Genomic DNA, 16,532 nt, shown 5'->3' with positions numbered 1-16,532 from the left:
CTCAGGAAAAATTCCTGCGTGTCGTTTTGTAGTAAAAGCATGTGAACGATATATAAAAGATTTATCTCAGCAAAATAATAAAGAATTCCCTTATAAATTTGATAAGCAAAAAGCAGAGAATGCTTGTAAATTCATTCAGTACTTGCCTCATACCAAGGGGGAGTGGGCGATGAAACGCCAAAATATAAAATTAGAACCTTGGCAACTTTTTACAATATCTAATGTTTTTGGTTGGGTAAGAAAATCAGATGGGCTGAGAAAATATAGACAAGTTTATACAGAAATACCACGTAAAAATGGTAAGTCGGCAATATCAGCTGGTGTTGGTTTATATATGTTATGTCTTGATGGTGAGTTTGGGGCAGAAGTCTATTCAGGAGCAACAACAGAAAAACAAGCGTGGGAAGTATTTCGTCCTGCCCGTTTAATGTGTAAAAAAACGGATCTGCTATGTAGTACCTTTGGGATAGAAGTAAATGCTTCGAATTTAAGTCGTCCATCAGATGGTTCAAGATTTGAACCTCTTATCGGAAATCCAGGTGACGGTTCATCACCTAGCTGTGCGATTGTTGATGAGTATCACGAACATAAGGATGATGATTTATACACAACAATGCTTACTGGTATGGGGGCAAGACGTCAGCCTCTAATGTGGATCATAACAACAGCCGGATTTAATATTGAGGGTCCTTGTTATGATAAACGCAGAGAAGTTATTGAGATGATCAATGGCATTATGCCAAATGATGAACTTTTTGGATTGATATACACAATAGATGAAAATGATGATTGGACTTCACCAGATGTTTTGCAGAAAGCAAATCCTAATTTTAATGTTTCAGTTTATGGGGATTACTTATTAAGCCAGCAACAGCAAGCAATAAATAATCCAAGATTTACCAACAAGTTTAAAACAAAACATTTAAATGTATGGGTATCTGCAAAAGAATCCTTTTTTAATATGGTTAGCTGGGCTAATTGTGAAGATAAAAGCCTTACGCTTGAAGACTTTCAAGGTGAAGAAGTTACTGTTGGGCTTGATATGGCAAGAAAATTGGATATGAATTCACTTGTCCGTCTTTTCTATCGTGTAATAGATGGTAAACGACATTACTATTGTATTTCTCCATCCTTTTTTGTCCCTGAAGATACTGTTTTTAGTACAGATACTGCACAAAAAAGAGTGGTTGATAAATATCAAAAATGGGTTGTTTCTGGTCACTTAACAGCAACAGATGGAGCTGAAGTTGATTACAGAGAAATATTGGAAACTATCAAAGACATTAACAAAGAGTATAAAGTAATAAGTTGCCCGATAGATCCTCACGGAGCAATTGCAATAAGTCACGAATTAGCAGATGAGGGACTAAATCCTATTTCAATCACACAAAACTACACAAATTTATCTGATCCAATGAAAGAGCTAGAAGCTGCGATTGAATCAGGGCGTTTTCATCACGATGGCAACCCAATAATGACCTGGTGCATTGGTAATGTTGTAGGTAAATATGCTGCAGGTAATGATGATATTGTCAGACCAGTAAAAGAAATACCTGAAAACAAGATAGATGGTGCAGTTGCTTTAATGATGTGTATAGGACGAATAATGTTGAATGATGAAAGTGACTTTTTCCCAGATGAATTTTTAATATTATAAGGTAGTGTTATGAGAACAGTTTTAATAGATTTACTCGGTGTTTCAGGCATTATTTCAATATGTGTGGGTATATACTTAATTTATGGGAGTGCCATTACCTGTATTACTGCTGGAATACTCCTTTTACTTTATGCCTTAGTAGCAGGGAGTAAAAAATGATATTCGATCAATTATTTAATAGTAGAAGTGAGCCTTTGGAAAATCCTAAAGTTTCATTAAGTGCTGAAAATGCATTAGATGAAATATTTGGTTCTAGTGGAGCAACAACACAAGTTACAGCTGAAACATCAATGAAATTAGCTGCGGTATATTCGTGTGTATATGTGCTTTCAAGTTCCATTGCTCAATTACCATTACACGTTTTACGGCGAAAAGGTAAGGATGTTGAGGCGGCAAGGGATCATCCCTTGTTCTATTTACTACATGATGAGCCTAATCAATGGCAAACATCATATAAAATGCGAGAGTATAATCAAAGTGCAGTGTTATTAAATGGCAACGCCTACTTAAACATCAAACGCAAATCAAATGGTGAAATAACAGAGATTGAAACCTTAGAGGCAGATTCAGTACAGCTTTTAAAGAATAATAATCGGTATTTCTACGCTTATTATGGGGAAAATGCGAGGGCAATTCCCCCAGAAGATATTATCCACATCAAATCTCTCGGACCTTCTATTAAAACAGGAAAATCGGTTATTCAACAGCATGCCGAAACGATAGGCTTAGGAATTGACTCAAAAGCGTTTGCTTCTTCTTTCTTCGGTAGTAATGCTCGTCCATCTGGAATTGTGAGTATGAAAACAGCATTAAATTCTAATGCCTGGGATAGATTTAAAGAAATGTGGAAAAAAGCGAGTTTAGATTTACAAGGGAAAGAAAATAAAACGATTCTCTTACCTGCTGAACTCGATTATAAGGCTTTAACTGTTTCACCTGTTGATACAGAATTGTTATCGATGATGAAATTAAATCGGTCGGAAATAGCTGGGATTTTTAATGTTCCTGCACATATGATCAATGATTTAGAACGAGCGACTTTCTCTAATATTTCAGAGCAGACTATCCAATTTATTCGTTATAGCTTAATGCCTTGGATAGTAAATTGGGAACAAGAAATAAATAGGAAAGTATTTACCAAAGCAGAGAGAAAAGCAGGATATTACGTTAAATTTAATCTTGGCGGAATAATGCGAGGGACAGCAAAAGAAAGAGCGGAGTTCTATCATTATGCGATTACAGATGGATGGATGTCAAGAAATGAAGTCAGAGCTTTTGAAGACTTAAATCCAGTTGATGGGCTTGATTCATTCTTGGTAAGCGTAAATGCGGCACAACCAGTTCCTGATAGTAAGGAAATTGAAGAGGAGAAAGATAATGGCTGATATAGAAAAAAGGTCATATATTGGTGAAGTAAGAGCTGAAGAAAACGAAAGTGAACCAACGCATATAATAGGATATGGTTCAGTTTTTAATAGTCGATCTGAACCACTGTGGGGATTTCGGGAAATTATAAAACCAGGTGCATTTGATAGTGTTTTAGAAGATGATGTACGAGGTTTATTTAACCATGATCCTAATTTTATTTTAGGGCGTTCCAAATCAGGAACATTGACATTAAGTGTTGATGAACAAGGCTTGCGTTATGATATTACTGCACCAAATACGCCAACAATCAGAGATTTAGTTATAGCACCATTAAAAAGGGGGGATATTACTCAATCTTCTTTTGCTTTTCGTGTCGCCAAAGATGGGGAGGAATGGTATGAAGATGATGAGGGCATTGTTATTCGAGAAATTCATAAAATATCAAGGCTATACGATGTAAGCCCTGTTACTTACCCTGCTTATCAAGCGGCGAGTAGTACAGCAAGATCATTAGAAGCCTTAAAAGAAGCAAGAAATTCCGATTGTATTAAAAAAGCAATTCATCAGAAAGCAGCAAGAGAACGCTTTCTAGCACTAATAACCAACTAAATTTAATCAACTTAAGTAGCCACCTAAAAGGTGGTTTTTTTATATCTGAAATAAGGAAAACGAAAATGGGTAAAAAATTACACGAACTTAAAGCTCAGCACAATAAAATTGCTATTCAAATGCGTACTTTACACGATGAGATTGGTGATAAAAAATGGACTGATGAACAACGTACTCAATGGGATCATTTAAAGTCAGAAATTGATGATGTTGCAACACAAATTGAACGTGAAGAACATCTTCGCTCCATTGATCAAAAATTTGTTGAAGAGCAAGAAAAGGAAGAACGTCAAAAGAAAATCAGTGTTGATGGAAAAAAAGAAAATCAAGCGAGTGCATTTAATTCATTCTTACGACGTGGATTAGGTGAATTAAGCAATGAAGAGCGACAAGCCTTATCAGAATTACGTGCTCAAGCGGTCGGGATTGATGATAAAGGGGGATATACTGTACCAAAAGAATTTCAGGCTCGTATTGTTGAGCAGATGAAGGCTTATGGTGGTATTTCTTCTGTCAGCCAAATTATTACCACTTCTCACGGACGTAATATTGAATGGGTCACCGCAGACGGTACCGCCGAAGAAGGTGAATTAGTCGGTGAAAATACTGCCACAACTGAAAGTGATACTTCTTTCGGTGTAGATAGCATTGGTGTTAGAAAACTCTCTTCAAAAATTATTCGTGTATCGAATGAATTGTTGCAGGATAGTGCAATTGATATTGAGGGGTATTTATCTCGTCGTATTGCAGAACGAATTGGTCGAGCAGAGGCAAAATTCTTAATTAAAGGAACGGGTACAGGAACGCCAGTGCAACCTAAAGGATTAGAAACTAGTGTAAATAGTACTGTTCAAGGAGCTAAAGCAGGGGCTGTTGATTGGAAGGATCTTAACTCTTTAATTCATGCTGTTGATCCAGCATATCGTGGAGCAGGAAACACACGTATTGCATTTAACGATAATACCTTAAAAGTATTAAAAGAAGCGGTAGATGCTAATAATCGACCACTTTGGTTACCAAGTATTGCGGGGGTCGCTCCTGCGACGATGTTAGGTTATCAATACGTTATTGACCAAGCCATTGCAGATATTGCTCAGGGTAAAAAATTCGCCTATTTTGGTGATTTTAACCGCTTTATTATTCGTCGTGTTTCTTATATGACACTTAAACGATTAGTTGAGCGTTATGCTGAATTTGATCAAACTGCATTCTTAGCATTCCATCGCTTTGATTGTATTCTTGAAGATACATCAGCGATTAAAGGACTCGTTGGTAAATAACAATAATAGGCGACAAATGTCGCCTTTATTTTTGGAGGACTAATGCGGATCACATTAGATGAGGTAAAGCAACAGTGTCGAATAGATGATACTCATTCAGATGAATTATTGTTGTTATATTTAGAATCTGCAAAATCAATTATCGGTGATTTTACAAATCGAATGCTTTTTGAAATTCTACCTGAAAATCCACCAGATAATGCTTTAGAAATTGATGCGAATCTAAAAGTAGCCATTTTAATGTTAGTCGCCTATCTATTTGAGAATAGGGGCGGTTGGAATGAATCATTACGAGATCAATCTATGGCATTACCTCCAACAGTTAAACTTATTGCGGAGCGTTACACATATGTTCCTATTTAGCGAGGTGAGATATGGATATTGGTAGATTGAGGCATAGGGTTACTTTAAAAAAACAAGTAAATACACAAAATGATTATGGTGCAGCAACACAAGAATGGATTGATATTGCCACTGTTTGGGCAGGCGTTGAACCTATTTCAGGTAAAGAATATTTTTCTTCTCAGCACCTAAATTCAGAAGTTAGCATAAAAATAGTAATCAGATATTTAGAAGGGGTTTTACCTACTTCACAAGTTGTTTTTAAGAACCGTAAATTTGAGGTTGTGAGCGTTTTAAACTATCGAGAGCATAATCGAATGTTACAACTTATGTGCAAGGAGTTATTTGATGAGTGACACAGTGAAAGTTGAAGGACTTAAAGAACTAAGTCGTGCTATGCAAAAACTCGGTAGAAAAACAGCCACTCGGATCGCTAAAAATGCTATGTATCAAGGAGGAGTAATCATTCGAGATGATGCTCGTCAAAAAGCACCGATATTGAAATCCCCTGCACCAAACAGGAAAGCAGGAACATTAAAAAAAGCAATTAAAAGTCGTACTAAGGTTCACAGAAATGGGACGACAGAAACAATCATATGGGTTAAAGGGCTTAAAAGTAAACAAATAGCCAAATTTAAGGCTAAAACAGGGAAAAGTGGGGCTAAAAATCCTAATGATCCTTTTTATTGGAAGTTTGTAGAATTTGGTACTTCAAAAATGCGAGCAAAGCCATTTTTACGTCCTGCATTTCAGCAAAGTAAGAATAAAGCTGCAAATACTATTATCAAAACACTACAAGATGAAATTATCAAGGAGTGTAACAAATGATCCAAAAGAAAATATTTAATTCTCTTAAATCATTAGTTGATGGTCGATGTTTCTATGGCGTAATACCTGAAACAAATAAACAGTTCCCTGTAATTGTTTATGATTTCCCAAATGTAAAGCCTAACTTAGCACTAGAGGAGGGGGATTTAGATGATTTTTTAGTACAGATCGATATTTATAGTAACAATCCTGATGATATTTTTAATTTAAGAAAGTTGGTTTTTAGTGCAATTTCAAAAGAATTTGAATATGCCGAGCGAATCAATGATTTTACAGATTACGAAGATGATACAAAACTATATCGTCGAGTAATTAACTACACTATAGCATATAAGGAATAAATTATGGCAACAAAAACGACCCCATTTCAAGGGACAAAATTTTATATTGGCAAAGGTTTAGAAACCGCAAAATCAATTACGGCTTGTTCAGTAACGCCAAGAGCGACTATTACAGCAACTGGAAATAGCTTAAAGAAAGGGGATTGTATTAAAATTACAGGACTTTTATCTCTAGATGGCTTTTATCCTGTGGAATCGGTGAGCGGAGATGTTATTACACTTGCTTCTGAAGTTGATTGGTCTGATAAAGATAAACCGACAGATTTTTCAACGGCTAAACTTGAAAAAGTAAGATGGTCATCAAATTTTTGTGCGATCAAAAATTTAGAAAAGGATGGCGATACCTTAACAGAAGAAGACGTAACGACAATGTGCAGTGATGGTACGGAAACAGAACCAGGTGATATTGAATTCGGTTCTTTAAAATTAACATTTTTCTTCGCTCCCGCAACCACAATGCAATCTGATTTGCGTAGCAAGTTCTACAATAAAGAAACATTCCCATATTTAATTATCTTAAAAAATGGACAAGGCTCTTTATACGGAACTGGATTTATTCAAACAGGTGCGAATTTTAGCGGTGAAGTGAAAGGTAAGTTTGAAAGTGGTATTACGATCAAGCAATCTAAACGAGACTATTTATTGCCAGAATAATCAATAGAAAATAAAAAACAAACCCAGTAGGACAGCAATCCCACTGGGTTTTTTCATTCCAATTACCAACTTAAGAGGAATAAAATTTGGATGAATTTTAACATAGATTTAAAAGGAGTAGCAAGAATGTTTGAAGTGCTAGGTAAAGATACAAAAGCAAGACAGCTATTGCGACACTCATAAAATAAGGAGAATAAAATGAATTTAAGAGAGCAAATATTAAGTATTAAGCCAAAAGTTCGTACTATAAAAGTTGGAGAACAAGAATTTTTTATTCGTGAATTTAATGTTGGGGAAATGAATCAACATTATTTCGGACAGCAACAGCAATTATACAAATTAGCTGAAGAACAAGGAATCGAGCTTGATTTAGATGATGAAGCAGAATTAACTAAACAATTAGCGAAAGTGTACGACCCTTATAAGTTAGCTAGAACTTTAGCTTCACGCTTGTGTGATAAAGAGGGTAATAATATTTTTGATATAAACAATAAAGAAGATTTAGAGCAATTATCAAAACTAGATAAAAGTATTTTTAGTAGCTTAGAAAGCTCTCTTTTAGAGGAACAACCAAAAAACTCTCAGCCCGACGTAAGTTCCAAATAACTTTAAGTCTTGCGTTGGGCAAAACGCTAACTGAAATAGAACAAATACCAGAACGGGAGTATCAGGAATATGAGTTATATTACCAAGAACAACCGTTCGGTCTTTGGCGAGAAGATTATCGGACGGCACAGATATCATATATGTTAGCTTTAATCAACAGAGATCCTAAAAAAGAGGCACCTAAAATATCTGACTTCTTACCATTATTTAATGATTCATCCACAGCAGAAGAACAAGAACATGATGATGGTAGTGCAGAATTTTTAGCGAATAGATAAAAAGAAACCCTAGTAACTGGTAATTACTAGGGTTTTTCATTCCATATAGAAAGAGTATAAGGAACAAATTATTGTAGCATAGCAAAATGAGAAAGGGAGCTACAACTGCTAGTGTGGAGATTGCCAAACATTATTTTGGCATTAAAAGAATTTAAAAAATAAAGCCCAGTAATTACGAGTTACTAGGGTTTTAAATCTCCTTAACAGATTAAAGGAAAAAGGAGATAAATTTTGAATGGATTTTAACATACTCAAAGAGGTTCGTAAAATGTTAGAACTAATGGATAAATCAAAAACAGTAAAACGTTTTTTGTGGGCTATTCTTATCTGTACCTTTTTATATGGTGTTATTCTTGCCTTGCCTGATGTGATAAAAGCATTTATTGAATATCAGAAAATAAAGGGGTAAATAATGCCACAACTAATCAGTAACGAATTCAAACTAGAACTTGCCAAACTCGAGCAAGATACAATGATTGTCGTTGGAGTCTTTACTTCTTGGGCGGGTGGTGTGGCTTTAATTGCTACGGGTATCGGTATGATAGCAGGTGGTGTTGCTCAAATGCTAACAAAAACACCAGAGATGGGTCAATCTAATGACACCGAGAAGAAACAATCTACCCACTTCTCTAATCTTTCTAATATGACCGCACAAGGTCGCCCTGTTCCACTTGCTTATGGGAAAATCAGAACAGGATCGCTCGTTATCTCACAAGGGGTTGAAACCGTTGATGAAGAGCTTGTTGTTGAATAAATGTTTATTATCTTCATAAAACTTTGAACTTGATCACAGACAAGAATTTGTTTTATTTGTAGAATGTTATCGGTATTAAATAACGATAATTAAGAGGATTTATGATTGATAATATATTCAAAGAGCGTGTGTTAGCTCATTCCCAACATGTTTTAAAAGTTGGTCAGTTTTGCTCTACTGAAGAAACAACTAAACAAGCTTTAATTTTACCTTTTTTAGATATATTAGGCTTTGCTCCTTATGATCCAACAAAAGTAAAAGCAGAATATTCTGCAGATTTTCAAGGGAGTAAGAACTCAGAAAGAGTGGATTATGCTTTATTTTGTCACGACGTACCTGTTATGTTTATAGAAGCAAAATCGTATTCAGAAAATCTAACTAATCATTCTCCACAATTATCTCGTTATTTTAATGCAACACCAGAAGTTGCTGTGGCTGCAATTACAAATGGTAGAGAGTGGCTCTTTTTCACAGATCTTAATGAAAAAAATTTAATGGATAAAACTCCATTCTTAAAGATTAATTTTGAAAATTTTGATGAAACAAAAATAACTCAATTATGTAAATTTTGTTATGATAAATTCCAACCTGAAGCACTGAGAATGCTTGCAGAGGAAAGTATTTATTTAACAGCTTTTACAAAAATAATAACATCTAGTTTAAAAGAGGTTGATATTGAATTTATTAGATATGTTGCTGGACGATCAAATGTTGGAAGACAATTGAATCAACGATTTTTAGAAAGTATTCAACCGATTGTAAAACAGGCAGTTGAAAAGACAGTGAGTGCAATGGTTGTGTATGGATTGTCAAGTAAAAATGAAAGTGTTGTTGAAGAAACTGATGAAATAGAAGTAATTGATGAAACTGCACCTATAATTGATCCTGAAAATAATAAAATCGTGACAACATATACAGAAAGATTACTTTTTGACTATGTAAAAATGATTTTAGGTGATGATGTAAATATTATTGCCAAAGATACTGAAAGTTATTTTAGTTTATTATTTAATGGTAAATCAAATAGATGGATTTTACGATATTATGATAATAAGCAAAGACCATCAATAGTTGTTCCTATTGAGTTAACCGATGAACATAAAAAAGAAATTACTAGAGCTAAGCTTGAATTATCAGGGAATCAAATTATTATTGATAGACCAGAAAATATTTTGCGTATTAGTGGACTAATTCAGGATAGTTTAGAATATTGTCAAAATAATGATAACTTTAGAAGAGGTATCTTATGAAAAAATTATTAGCGGTTAGCATAGTGGCTCTAGGTTTGACAGGGTGTAGCATTGGTGCTTATAAAGAAGAGTTGCTATCATCTAAGCCAATATTTGACATTGTATCTCATAAAACAGTTGAACAGTATGTGGCGTGCGTAAAACCTACTTGGATATCTGCTCCGAGATATACAGAAGAAACCCTCCCAAACGGTTTAAGATTGATTGTAATGCAAAATACCGAAAAAGTTAGACATCTACTAGATATAGTTGAAGAAAGTAAAGGCTCAAGAATTAAATTTTATGATGCTTCTGCGGGAGGAACATTTATGCTTGGGGGGGTGATGTTCCCTGCAGAGCAATGTGCCAAATACTAATTTAGCCCAACTTTAGAGAATAAAAGGATAATAGACAATATTTATTATCCTTTTTCTTTACATCTTAAAAATAAAATTATATTATTCACAACAAGGTGTCGAAACCTTTCAACGAGCGGTAATTCCGCAACCGAAACCCTATGCGGTTTTTTTATATCCAAAATTTACTAAAAGTAGTGCCTTAGAATTTATTTAGATATAAAAAGGTAAAAAATTAAAATCTATGCCGAGAGGGCGGAGAATATAATACTCGTAAGAGAAATAATCCCAGCCGGACTTGTTGCGGTTTTCGAACCTCTTGGCAACCCTACTATCTAGGGTGAATTTTCGAAAAAACAACAGGAGATTATTATGTCTAATCAATTAACTTTCAAAACTACAACTCTTAATCCAGTAATTCACAACGGACAAACTTATTTTACTTCTAGCGATTTAGCTACAATGTTAGAGTACGCAAATGTTGATTCTGTAACTAAAATTTATAATCGTAATTCTGATGAGTTTACAAGTGATATGACCGACACGGTCAAATTGACCGTCTCGAAAAGAAGTACTAATTTACAGACTTCAACAAGAATTTTCAGTTTACGAGGTTGCCATTTAATTGCAATGTTTGCTCGTACAAAAGTAGCCAAAGAATGCAGAAAGTGGATCTTAGATTTAATTGAAAAAGAAATCGCAAATCAGCAACAAGCAGAAAGAAAAACCACAGTAGATGAACGCACAGGATTAAGACAAGCAGTGAGTATGCTCGTGAGTAAAAAAGGGTTACTTTACTCAGACGCTTATAATTTTGTAAATCAACGTTTCAATGTTCAGCATATTGATGAACTTTCATCAGAACAATTACCCCAAGCCGTAGAGTATGTACATAAAATCTGCTTGGAAGGGGAGTTAATCACCGACCCAAGATATATGGTACAAGAAAACAAATGTGATGAAGATACCTTGCAACTGTTAGCTAAGATGTATCATTTCTGCAACGAAGCACAGGAAATGCGACAAAAAGCGATAGACACAGGAATGTATAACGCAATCAATGAAACACTTGGCGGACATTTCTTACATAATTTTGGGATGCCATTAAAATGTACAATGAAAAAAGCTCGAGCTTACTTTAACAATGAAGTGAAAAAGCTAGACCAAAATGAAACGGTGACAATAGACAGAGATACCGCAAAAGCAGTGGTGCAGTATATCAACAAGTCCAGACTATTCGCTCAAAGTACAGAGCAAGTACATAGAGAATTGTTTGACGCATTAGGAATAACACGCTTTTCAGGTATAAAAAATGATATTGCAGCAACAGCGTATGACCTAAGCCACGAGTTCAACTACTGGCTAGACGATTTCTCAAATCAGGTTAGACCGAGATTGCCTTGTAATTTTTAATGTGTAAAATTTAATTAAAATATAACCGCTTATTTATAAGGATGGGAAAATATGAAAGACATCTTAGAATCTTTTGTTTGGCTTATTAAAATTTATGTAATCATTGTGAGTGTACCTTTTATCCTTTTATGTATGCTAGGAGTATTAGCTAGTGATAAAGTATGGGAATGGGAAGGCTGGGGATATATTCTGGTATGGTTGGGTATTTTCGTCGTATTTGCCATTTATGAGGTATGTAAAGCTTATATAGAATATAAGCAAGAAGAAGCAAAGAAAGAAGCCTTAAAGAAGGAAGAAAAAAAAGGGAAAAAAACGAAGTACATTATCATTAAATAACAGAATTATAGTTAGAAAGCCCAATCTTAACGGATTGGGCTTTTTTTATGGGAGAATTTTATGCCAGGTTCATTAGGATCTTTAAATATTCAGCTTACGCTCGATCAGATCAAATTTCAAAACGCATTAACTAAAGCTGAGCAACGAGCTCAAACTTTTTCTAGAAGAACACAAAAGTATTTAAATAATATAGATGCGGCAATGACATCATTAAATAAATCTAGCAAGGTCACTAACTTACTTTTGGGAAAAGATATGTTATCTACACTATCAAGGGGAATTCAGACGACCCTTAGATATGCAGATGCAAATACCGAAGTGATCAATAAATTACGGTTAGTCACAAATGGAAGTACTGCACTTACTGCAGCGACAAATTCCGTTTTTGAAATTGCATTGAGAACAAATCAAGAATTAGACACAACGGCACAAATTTATCAACGCTTATCACAAAATGCAGAAACACTACATTTAAGCCAAGAGCGAGTAGCAAGTATTACAGAAACGATCAATAAAGCGGTTGCAATGTCAGGAGCAAGTGCTGCCTCTGCTCAAGCAGCACTTATGCAGTTTGGACAAGCATTAGCAAGTGGTGTATTACGTGGTGAAGAATTTAATTCATTAAGTGATCAGACCCCTGCTATTTTAGATGCAATTGCAAAAGGATTAGGTGTTACTAGGGGCGAATTGCGAGAAATGGCAAAAGCAGGTAAGCTAACAATGGATGTTGTTATTCCTGCATTAGAGAAAGTAAAGGATAGTGTCGATACTGATTTCAGTAAGCGTATCAAAACGGTTTCTCAAGCATTTACCAACTTAGAAACATCATTTGTAAAAACAATCGGATCATTTAATGAAAGTATTGGAGTGACTGATTTCTTAGCCGAAAATATAGAGCTTGTTGCGGCTAACCTAGAAGAGGCAATTAAGGCTGCAGTAATTTTTGGTGGTGTTTTAGCAATTGGTCAATTAGGTAAATATTCTGGTTTGTTATTAACTAGTAGTATTAACAGTGCTAAAAGTGCTATAGCCCATAAAAAAGAAGCTCAGGCTATTTATGAGCAGGCAACTGCAACAAGAGTTGCTGCAGAAGCAAATTTGGCTAAATTAAAAACTAATTTAGAACTCACAAGATCAAATAAGAAAAAAGCAACGCTTCGTAAAAAAATAAAAATACAGACAGCTGAAATTATTGGATTAGTTAATGCAGAGGCTGCTGCAAAGCGTAATTTATTGACAGTAAATAGATTGTTGAACGTTGCAACTCGTGGCTTAAATGCTGTGATGGGTTTATTAGGTGGTCCTGCAGGTGTTGTTATGTTGGCAGGAGGTGCTTTGTGGTATTTTTCAAGTCAGGCAGAAAAGGCAAGAAATTGGGCATTAGATACTACAAGAGCAAATCAGCAATTGACAGAAAGTTATGAAGATTTGAGTGTTGCTGCTTTATCGTTACGAGTTACTGAGCAGTTAAAAGAAATTGAAAGACTTAATGATGAAGTCGGAAAAGCTAGAGGTGGATTACTGACCTCACAAATTAGTACGGATTTTGAAGGTTTTACTGTCATGGGCAATACTGATGAACAAGAAATGGAGAAGTTAAAACTTGAAATTCAGACAATCAAAGAAAATGCAGAAAAAGCAAAACAAGTGTTAAGCAAAATGCTTGAGCCGTTAGTCCAGAAGATGAAAAATTCTGGAAAAAGTTTTGATGAAATTCGTAGTCAATTGGAACTTCTAGGGGTGGATTCTGAAACGGTATCGAATACTTTAAATTCAGTAGCCAAACGGACAAAAGAAGTTAAAAAAGAAACAGATGGGGCGAAGATAGCAACGATTGACTTTACTAAAGCTCAACAAAACTTAATGGAAAAATCGAATAGTTTACGAGCTAAATTAGAAGTATTAGAGTTGAAAAATAAAGGACACGCTAAGGCTTCTTATGTATTAGCTGGCTTGTATGAAACATTAGGAGTGAAAGGGGCTGAATATTCAAAAGTTCTGAATGCGATTGCAAATGGGGATGTGGTGGCAGCGAAATCTGCAGCAGAGGCAATAAAACTATCTAGCGAGCAACTTAATACAATGCTTGATATGGGGAATAAGATTGGTAAGTTGTTTGAAACAGATCAACAAACACAGACTATTGAGATGTCGCTAAAAGATACAGGTGAAGATTACCGTAAAAGCTGGGGTACGTTCTATGATGATTTACTTTCTCAGAATAGATCCAGTCTTCAAGCGATAGAGAAGGAAGAGGAAAAAGCTTTTAATAAATTAAATGAGTTTATTAAAAAAGGTGTTGTTTCCCATCAAGATGCTGTAATTGCTAAGATAGCAATAGAAAAACGTTTTTACAAACAAAAACAAGAATTAGCAAACAAATACTCGCCTAAGAAACAAGCAAAAATGCATCTTGAAGAAGAGTTAAACACAATTCGAGAGCTACAGAAAGCGGGTCAACTAACGGCAGGCGAGGCAACAAAAGCGGGATTTCAAGCACAATTTAATTATGCTCAAGAAGTTTCTCAAAGTACTGTCGATCCTGTTTCTCAATACTTAGGGGCTAACAAACCTAATCAAGATCTAGATAATCAACAAGCTCAAGAACTTGCAATGCTTGATGAGTTAAATAGGCAACAAGAGGTTAATGAGCAGAAGCTGATTTCAGAAGAAGAGTATCAAAAACGCAGACAAGAAATAATTGAGAAATATGAAACAGAGAAACAGAAAAGAGAGATGGAGGCGTATTCTCAATCTGCATCTTTAATGTCTTCTGCTTTTGATACAATGGCTGGGGTAATGGGTGATGCTGCGGGCAAGCAATCCAAAGCCTATAAAGCTATGTTTGCTATATCAAAGGGATTTGCGATTGCAGAAGCTTCTGTTAATGCAGGATTGGCACTTTCTGAGGCTGCAAAACTACCATTTCCCCAAAATATGGTCGAATATGCTAAGGCGGCAAGTCAAACAGCAAGGATAATCTCAACGATACAATCAGTTCAAGCTAGTTTTGCAACAGGTGGTTACACAGGAGACGGTGGAAAATATACGCCAGCAGGTGTTGTCCACAAAGGGGAATACGTTATCACAAAAGAAGCCACATCTAGATTAGGTCGTGGCTTTTTAGATCAGTTGAATTACGGTGTTCCAAGACGTGGGTTTGCCAATGGTGGCGGTGTAGGAGTCCCTAATCTTCCAACACCAAAATACAGGTTAAAACCATCATCACCAAATGTAACGGTAAAAGTTATCAATAATGGTGAACCAACTGAAGCAGCAGTTAAAACAGAGCGAGATGGTAACAATATTAAGGTTACAGTCGAGTTAATGAAGCAAATCGCCCGCGAAGAAACTCACAATGCGTTAGTAAATGGGTTTGTACGAAGTGGTGGACAATATAATAGGAGGTAATTTATGGAGATTGAAAAGTTTCCATTTTGTCCTAAGCCAGGTTATTCGGTAAGTAATGAACCAAAGCGAAAAGCGATACAATTCGGAGATGGCTATCAACAAAGGATTGCTGACGGGTTAAATCCGTTGCTAAGAAAGTTTTCATTAACGTTTAAAGTCCCAAGTAAGAAAAAAGAGAGCTTTGAGGATTTCTTAGCGAAACACGGAGGGGTTAAAGCGTTTTATTTTCAAGAAAGATCACAAAGTAAGCTTATTAAAGTAGTTTGCCCTAAGTGGTCAGAAACAGCGAAATTAAGGTATTCTGATTTTGCTTGTGAGTTTGAGGAGGTGCTTTAATGCCAAAGCAAGTACCTGAAAAGATGTTAAAAGAATTACCCAAGTTTGAGCAAAATGCCTTGATTGAACTTTGGGAGATCGATTTGAGACATATTTATAGTAGTTTAGATCCAACCAAAAAAGGGGAGTTACTAAGATTTCATAATGGGCTTTCACAAGGGCATAAAAATCTAGTTTGGCAAGGCAATGAGTATCAGGCTTATCCAATTCAAGCTGAAGGATTTGAAGTATCAGGACAAGGTCCTAGTAATCGCCCCTCTCTTGTGATGTCAAATCTCTATGGAATTGTGACCGCGATTGTTTCGGAATTTGGACAGGGAGTTGGAGCGAAAGTAACACGCCATCAAGTGTATGCTCAATTTCTAGATGCTGTTAATTTTCCAGAAGGGAATGTGAACGCAGATCCTTTTGCGGGGACACCAAGCTATTATATTGTTGAGCAATTAAAAAGTTTAAATGATGAAATAGCAAGTTTTGAACTCTCATTGCCCGCTGAAACTGATAATGCTCGAATACCACTCTTAATGATTACTTCCGATGTTTGTATTTGGCAGTATCGTTCTGCCCAATGTGGCTATACAGGAGAGGCAGTCGCAGACGAATACGATAGACCAACAACAGACCTCAAAAAAGATCGTTGTAGTCATTGTATTCAAGGGTGTAAATTAAGATTTGGAAATGATGTAGCATTGCCTTTTGGTGGTTTTCCATCGACAACACAATATGGTAATTAA

General features: G+C 35.5%; 20 protein-coding genes. All 20 read left to right on the top strand.

Features of this window, described 5'->3' with window-relative positions; translation table 11 throughout:
- Nucleotides 1–169 precede the first annotated feature (169 nt).
- The 20 genes from DYE60_RS04650 (at nucleotide 170) to DYE60_RS04560 (ending at nucleotide 16,532) form a co-directional block, all read left to right on the top strand.
- The gene (locus DYE60_RS04650) at nucleotides 170–1,657 is read left to right on the top strand and encodes a terminase large subunit (protein WP_245942679.1); all 1,488 of its coding nucleotides are present in this window, start codon (nucleotides 170–172) and stop codon (nucleotides 1,655–1,657) included.
- Nucleotides 1,658–1,812: 155 nt separating this feature from the next.
- The gene (locus tag DYE60_RS04645) at nucleotides 1,813–3,042 is read left to right on the top strand and encodes a phage portal protein (protein ID WP_115315471.1); all 1,230 of its coding nucleotides are present in this window, start codon (nucleotides 1,813–1,815) and stop codon (nucleotides 3,040–3,042) included.
- The gene (locus tag DYE60_RS04640) at nucleotides 3,035–3,634 is read left to right on the top strand and encodes an HK97 family phage prohead protease (protein ID WP_115315470.1); all 600 of its coding nucleotides are present in this window, start codon (nucleotides 3,035–3,037) and stop codon (nucleotides 3,632–3,634) included. The genes DYE60_RS04645 and DYE60_RS04640 overlap by 8 nt, the downstream gene beginning before the upstream one ends.
- Nucleotides 3,635–3,699: 65 nt before the next feature.
- Nucleotides 3,700–4,914 (top strand): phage major capsid protein, encoded by a 1,215-nt coding sequence (locus DYE60_RS04635; RefSeq protein WP_115315469.1) that lies wholly within the window; start codon nucleotides 3,700–3,702, stop codon nucleotides 4,912–4,914.
- Between the two features lie 42 nt (nucleotides 4,915–4,956).
- Nucleotides 4,957–5,277 carry a head-tail connector protein gene (locus DYE60_RS04630; protein WP_115315468.1) on the top strand — a complete coding sequence of 107 codons (321 nt, stop codon included), beginning with the start codon at nucleotides 4,957–4,959 and terminating at the stop codon, nucleotides 5,275–5,277.
- Nucleotides 5,278–5,288: 11 nt separating this feature from the next.
- Nucleotides 5,289–5,612, top strand: a complete 324-nt coding sequence (locus DYE60_RS04625) for a phage head closure protein (protein WP_115315467.1) — start codon at nucleotides 5,289–5,291, stop codon at nucleotides 5,610–5,612.
- Complete coding sequence (locus DYE60_RS04620) at nucleotides 5,605–6,084, top strand: HK97-gp10 family putative phage morphogenesis protein (protein WP_245942678.1); 480 nt, start codon at nucleotides 5,605–5,607, stop codon at nucleotides 6,082–6,084. The genes DYE60_RS04625 and DYE60_RS04620 overlap by 8 nt, the downstream gene beginning before the upstream one ends.
- On the top strand, nucleotides 6,081–6,425 hold the full coding sequence (gene gp17 / locus DYE60_RS04615; RefSeq protein ID WP_115315465.1) for a tail completion protein gp17: 345 nt from the start codon (nucleotides 6,081–6,083) through the stop codon (nucleotides 6,423–6,425). The genes DYE60_RS04620 and gp17 overlap by 4 nt, the downstream gene beginning before the upstream one ends.
- A gap of 3 nt (nucleotides 6,426–6,428) precedes the next feature.
- Nucleotides 6,429–7,079 (top strand): hypothetical protein, encoded by a 651-nt coding sequence (locus DYE60_RS04610; protein ID WP_115315464.1) that lies wholly within the window; start codon nucleotides 6,429–6,431, stop codon nucleotides 7,077–7,079.
- A gap of 198 nt (nucleotides 7,080–7,277) precedes the next feature.
- Nucleotides 7,278–7,685, top strand: a complete 408-nt coding sequence (locus DYE60_RS04605; protein WP_115315463.1) for a hypothetical protein — start codon at nucleotides 7,278–7,280, stop codon at nucleotides 7,683–7,685.
- 14 nt (nucleotides 7,686–7,699) lie between these two features.
- A complete protein-coding gene (locus tag DYE60_RS04600; protein WP_115315462.1) occupies nucleotides 7,700–7,963 on the top strand; it encodes a phage tail assembly protein T in 264 nt (87 codons plus the stop codon).
- 235 nt (nucleotides 7,964–8,198) lie between these two features.
- Nucleotides 8,199–8,372, top strand: a complete 174-nt coding sequence (locus DYE60_RS10205; RefSeq protein WP_172460362.1) for a hypothetical protein — start codon at nucleotides 8,199–8,201, stop codon at nucleotides 8,370–8,372.
- Between the two features lie 3 nt (nucleotides 8,373–8,375).
- Entirely contained in the window at nucleotides 8,376–8,717 is a 342-nt protein-coding gene (locus DYE60_RS10420) for a tail assembly protein (RefSeq protein ID WP_174894761.1), read from the top strand.
- A 101-nt stretch (nucleotides 8,718–8,818) separates the two neighbouring features.
- Entirely contained in the window at nucleotides 8,819–9,967 is a 1,149-nt protein-coding gene (locus tag DYE60_RS04590; protein WP_115315461.1) for a type I restriction endonuclease, read from the top strand.
- Nucleotides 9,964–10,323 (top strand): hypothetical protein, encoded by a 360-nt coding sequence (locus DYE60_RS04585; RefSeq protein ID WP_115315460.1) that lies wholly within the window; start codon nucleotides 9,964–9,966, stop codon nucleotides 10,321–10,323. The genes DYE60_RS04590 and DYE60_RS04585 overlap by 4 nt, the downstream gene beginning before the upstream one ends.
- 351 nt (nucleotides 10,324–10,674) lie before the next feature.
- Nucleotides 10,675–11,715 (top strand): BRO-N domain-containing protein, encoded by a 1,041-nt coding sequence (locus DYE60_RS04580; protein WP_115315459.1) that lies wholly within the window; start codon nucleotides 10,675–10,677, stop codon nucleotides 11,713–11,715.
- A 51-nt stretch (nucleotides 11,716–11,766) separates the two neighbouring features.
- Complete coding sequence (locus DYE60_RS04575; RefSeq protein ID WP_115315458.1) at nucleotides 11,767–12,051, top strand: hypothetical protein; 285 nt, start codon at nucleotides 11,767–11,769, stop codon at nucleotides 12,049–12,051.
- 60 nt (nucleotides 12,052–12,111) lie between these two features.
- Nucleotides 12,112–15,462: a tape measure protein gene (locus DYE60_RS04570; RefSeq protein WP_115315457.1), complete on the top strand. Its 3,351-nt coding sequence runs from the start codon at nucleotides 12,112–12,114 to the stop codon at nucleotides 15,460–15,462.
- A 3-nt stretch (nucleotides 15,463–15,465) separates the two neighbouring features.
- A complete protein-coding gene (locus DYE60_RS04565; protein WP_115315456.1) occupies nucleotides 15,466–15,798 on the top strand; it encodes a phage tail protein in 333 nt (110 codons plus the stop codon).
- Nucleotides 15,798–16,532, top strand: a complete 735-nt coding sequence (locus tag DYE60_RS04560) for a phage minor tail protein L (protein ID WP_115315455.1) — start codon at nucleotides 15,798–15,800, stop codon at nucleotides 16,530–16,532. Before DYE60_RS04565 ends, DYE60_RS04560 begins: the two co-directional genes overlap by 1 nt.

The sequence above is a fragment of the Phocoenobacter uteri genome, from assembly GCF_900454895.1.
Lineage (GTDB): Bacteria > Pseudomonadota > Gammaproteobacteria > Enterobacterales > Pasteurellaceae > Phocoenobacter > Phocoenobacter uteri.
This window is presented reverse-complemented; position numbering and strand designations above follow the sequence as displayed.

Coding starts and splice junctions, on each gene's coding strand:
- DYE60_RS04650 (WP_245942679.1), top strand. CDS start 170: ATGAAACGCCAAAATATAAAATTAGAACCTTGGCAACTTTTTACAATA.
- DYE60_RS04645 (WP_115315471.1), top strand. CDS start 1,813: ATGATATTCGATCAATTATTTAATAGTAGAAGTGAGCCTTTGGAAAAT.
- DYE60_RS04640 (WP_115315470.1), top strand. CDS start 3,035: ATGGCTGATATAGAAAAAAGGTCATATATTGGTGAAGTAAGAGCTGAA.
- DYE60_RS04635 (WP_115315469.1), top strand. CDS start 3,700: ATGGGTAAAAAATTACACGAACTTAAAGCTCAGCACAATAAAATTGCT.
- DYE60_RS04630 (WP_115315468.1), top strand. CDS start 4,957: ATGCGGATCACATTAGATGAGGTAAAGCAACAGTGTCGAATAGATGAT.
- DYE60_RS04625 (WP_115315467.1), top strand. CDS start 5,289: ATGGATATTGGTAGATTGAGGCATAGGGTTACTTTAAAAAAACAAGTA.
- DYE60_RS04620 (WP_245942678.1), top strand. CDS start 5,605: ATGAGTGACACAGTGAAAGTTGAAGGACTTAAAGAACTAAGTCGTGCT.
- gp17 (WP_115315465.1), top strand. CDS start 6,081: ATGATCCAAAAGAAAATATTTAATTCTCTTAAATCATTAGTTGATGGT.
- DYE60_RS04610 (WP_115315464.1), top strand. CDS start 6,429: ATGGCAACAAAAACGACCCCATTTCAAGGGACAAAATTTTATATTGGC.
- DYE60_RS04605 (WP_115315463.1), top strand. CDS start 7,278: ATGAATTTAAGAGAGCAAATATTAAGTATTAAGCCAAAAGTTCGTACT.
- DYE60_RS10205 (WP_172460362.1), top strand. CDS start 8,199: ATGGATTTTAACATACTCAAAGAGGTTCGTAAAATGTTAGAACTAATG.
- DYE60_RS10420 (WP_174894761.1), top strand. CDS start 8,376: ATGCCACAACTAATCAGTAACGAATTCAAACTAGAACTTGCCAAACTC.
- DYE60_RS04590 (WP_115315461.1), top strand. CDS start 8,819: ATGATTGATAATATATTCAAAGAGCGTGTGTTAGCTCATTCCCAACAT.
- DYE60_RS04585 (WP_115315460.1), top strand. CDS start 9,964: ATGAAAAAATTATTAGCGGTTAGCATAGTGGCTCTAGGTTTGACAGGG.
- DYE60_RS04580 (WP_115315459.1), top strand. CDS start 10,675: ATGTCTAATCAATTAACTTTCAAAACTACAACTCTTAATCCAGTAATT.
- DYE60_RS04575 (WP_115315458.1), top strand. CDS start 11,767: ATGAAAGACATCTTAGAATCTTTTGTTTGGCTTATTAAAATTTATGTA.
- DYE60_RS04570 (WP_115315457.1), top strand. CDS start 12,112: ATGCCAGGTTCATTAGGATCTTTAAATATTCAGCTTACGCTCGATCAG.
- DYE60_RS04565 (WP_115315456.1), top strand. CDS start 15,466: ATGGAGATTGAAAAGTTTCCATTTTGTCCTAAGCCAGGTTATTCGGTA.
- DYE60_RS04560 (WP_115315455.1), top strand. CDS start 15,798: ATGCCAAAGCAAGTACCTGAAAAGATGTTAAAAGAATTACCCAAGTTT.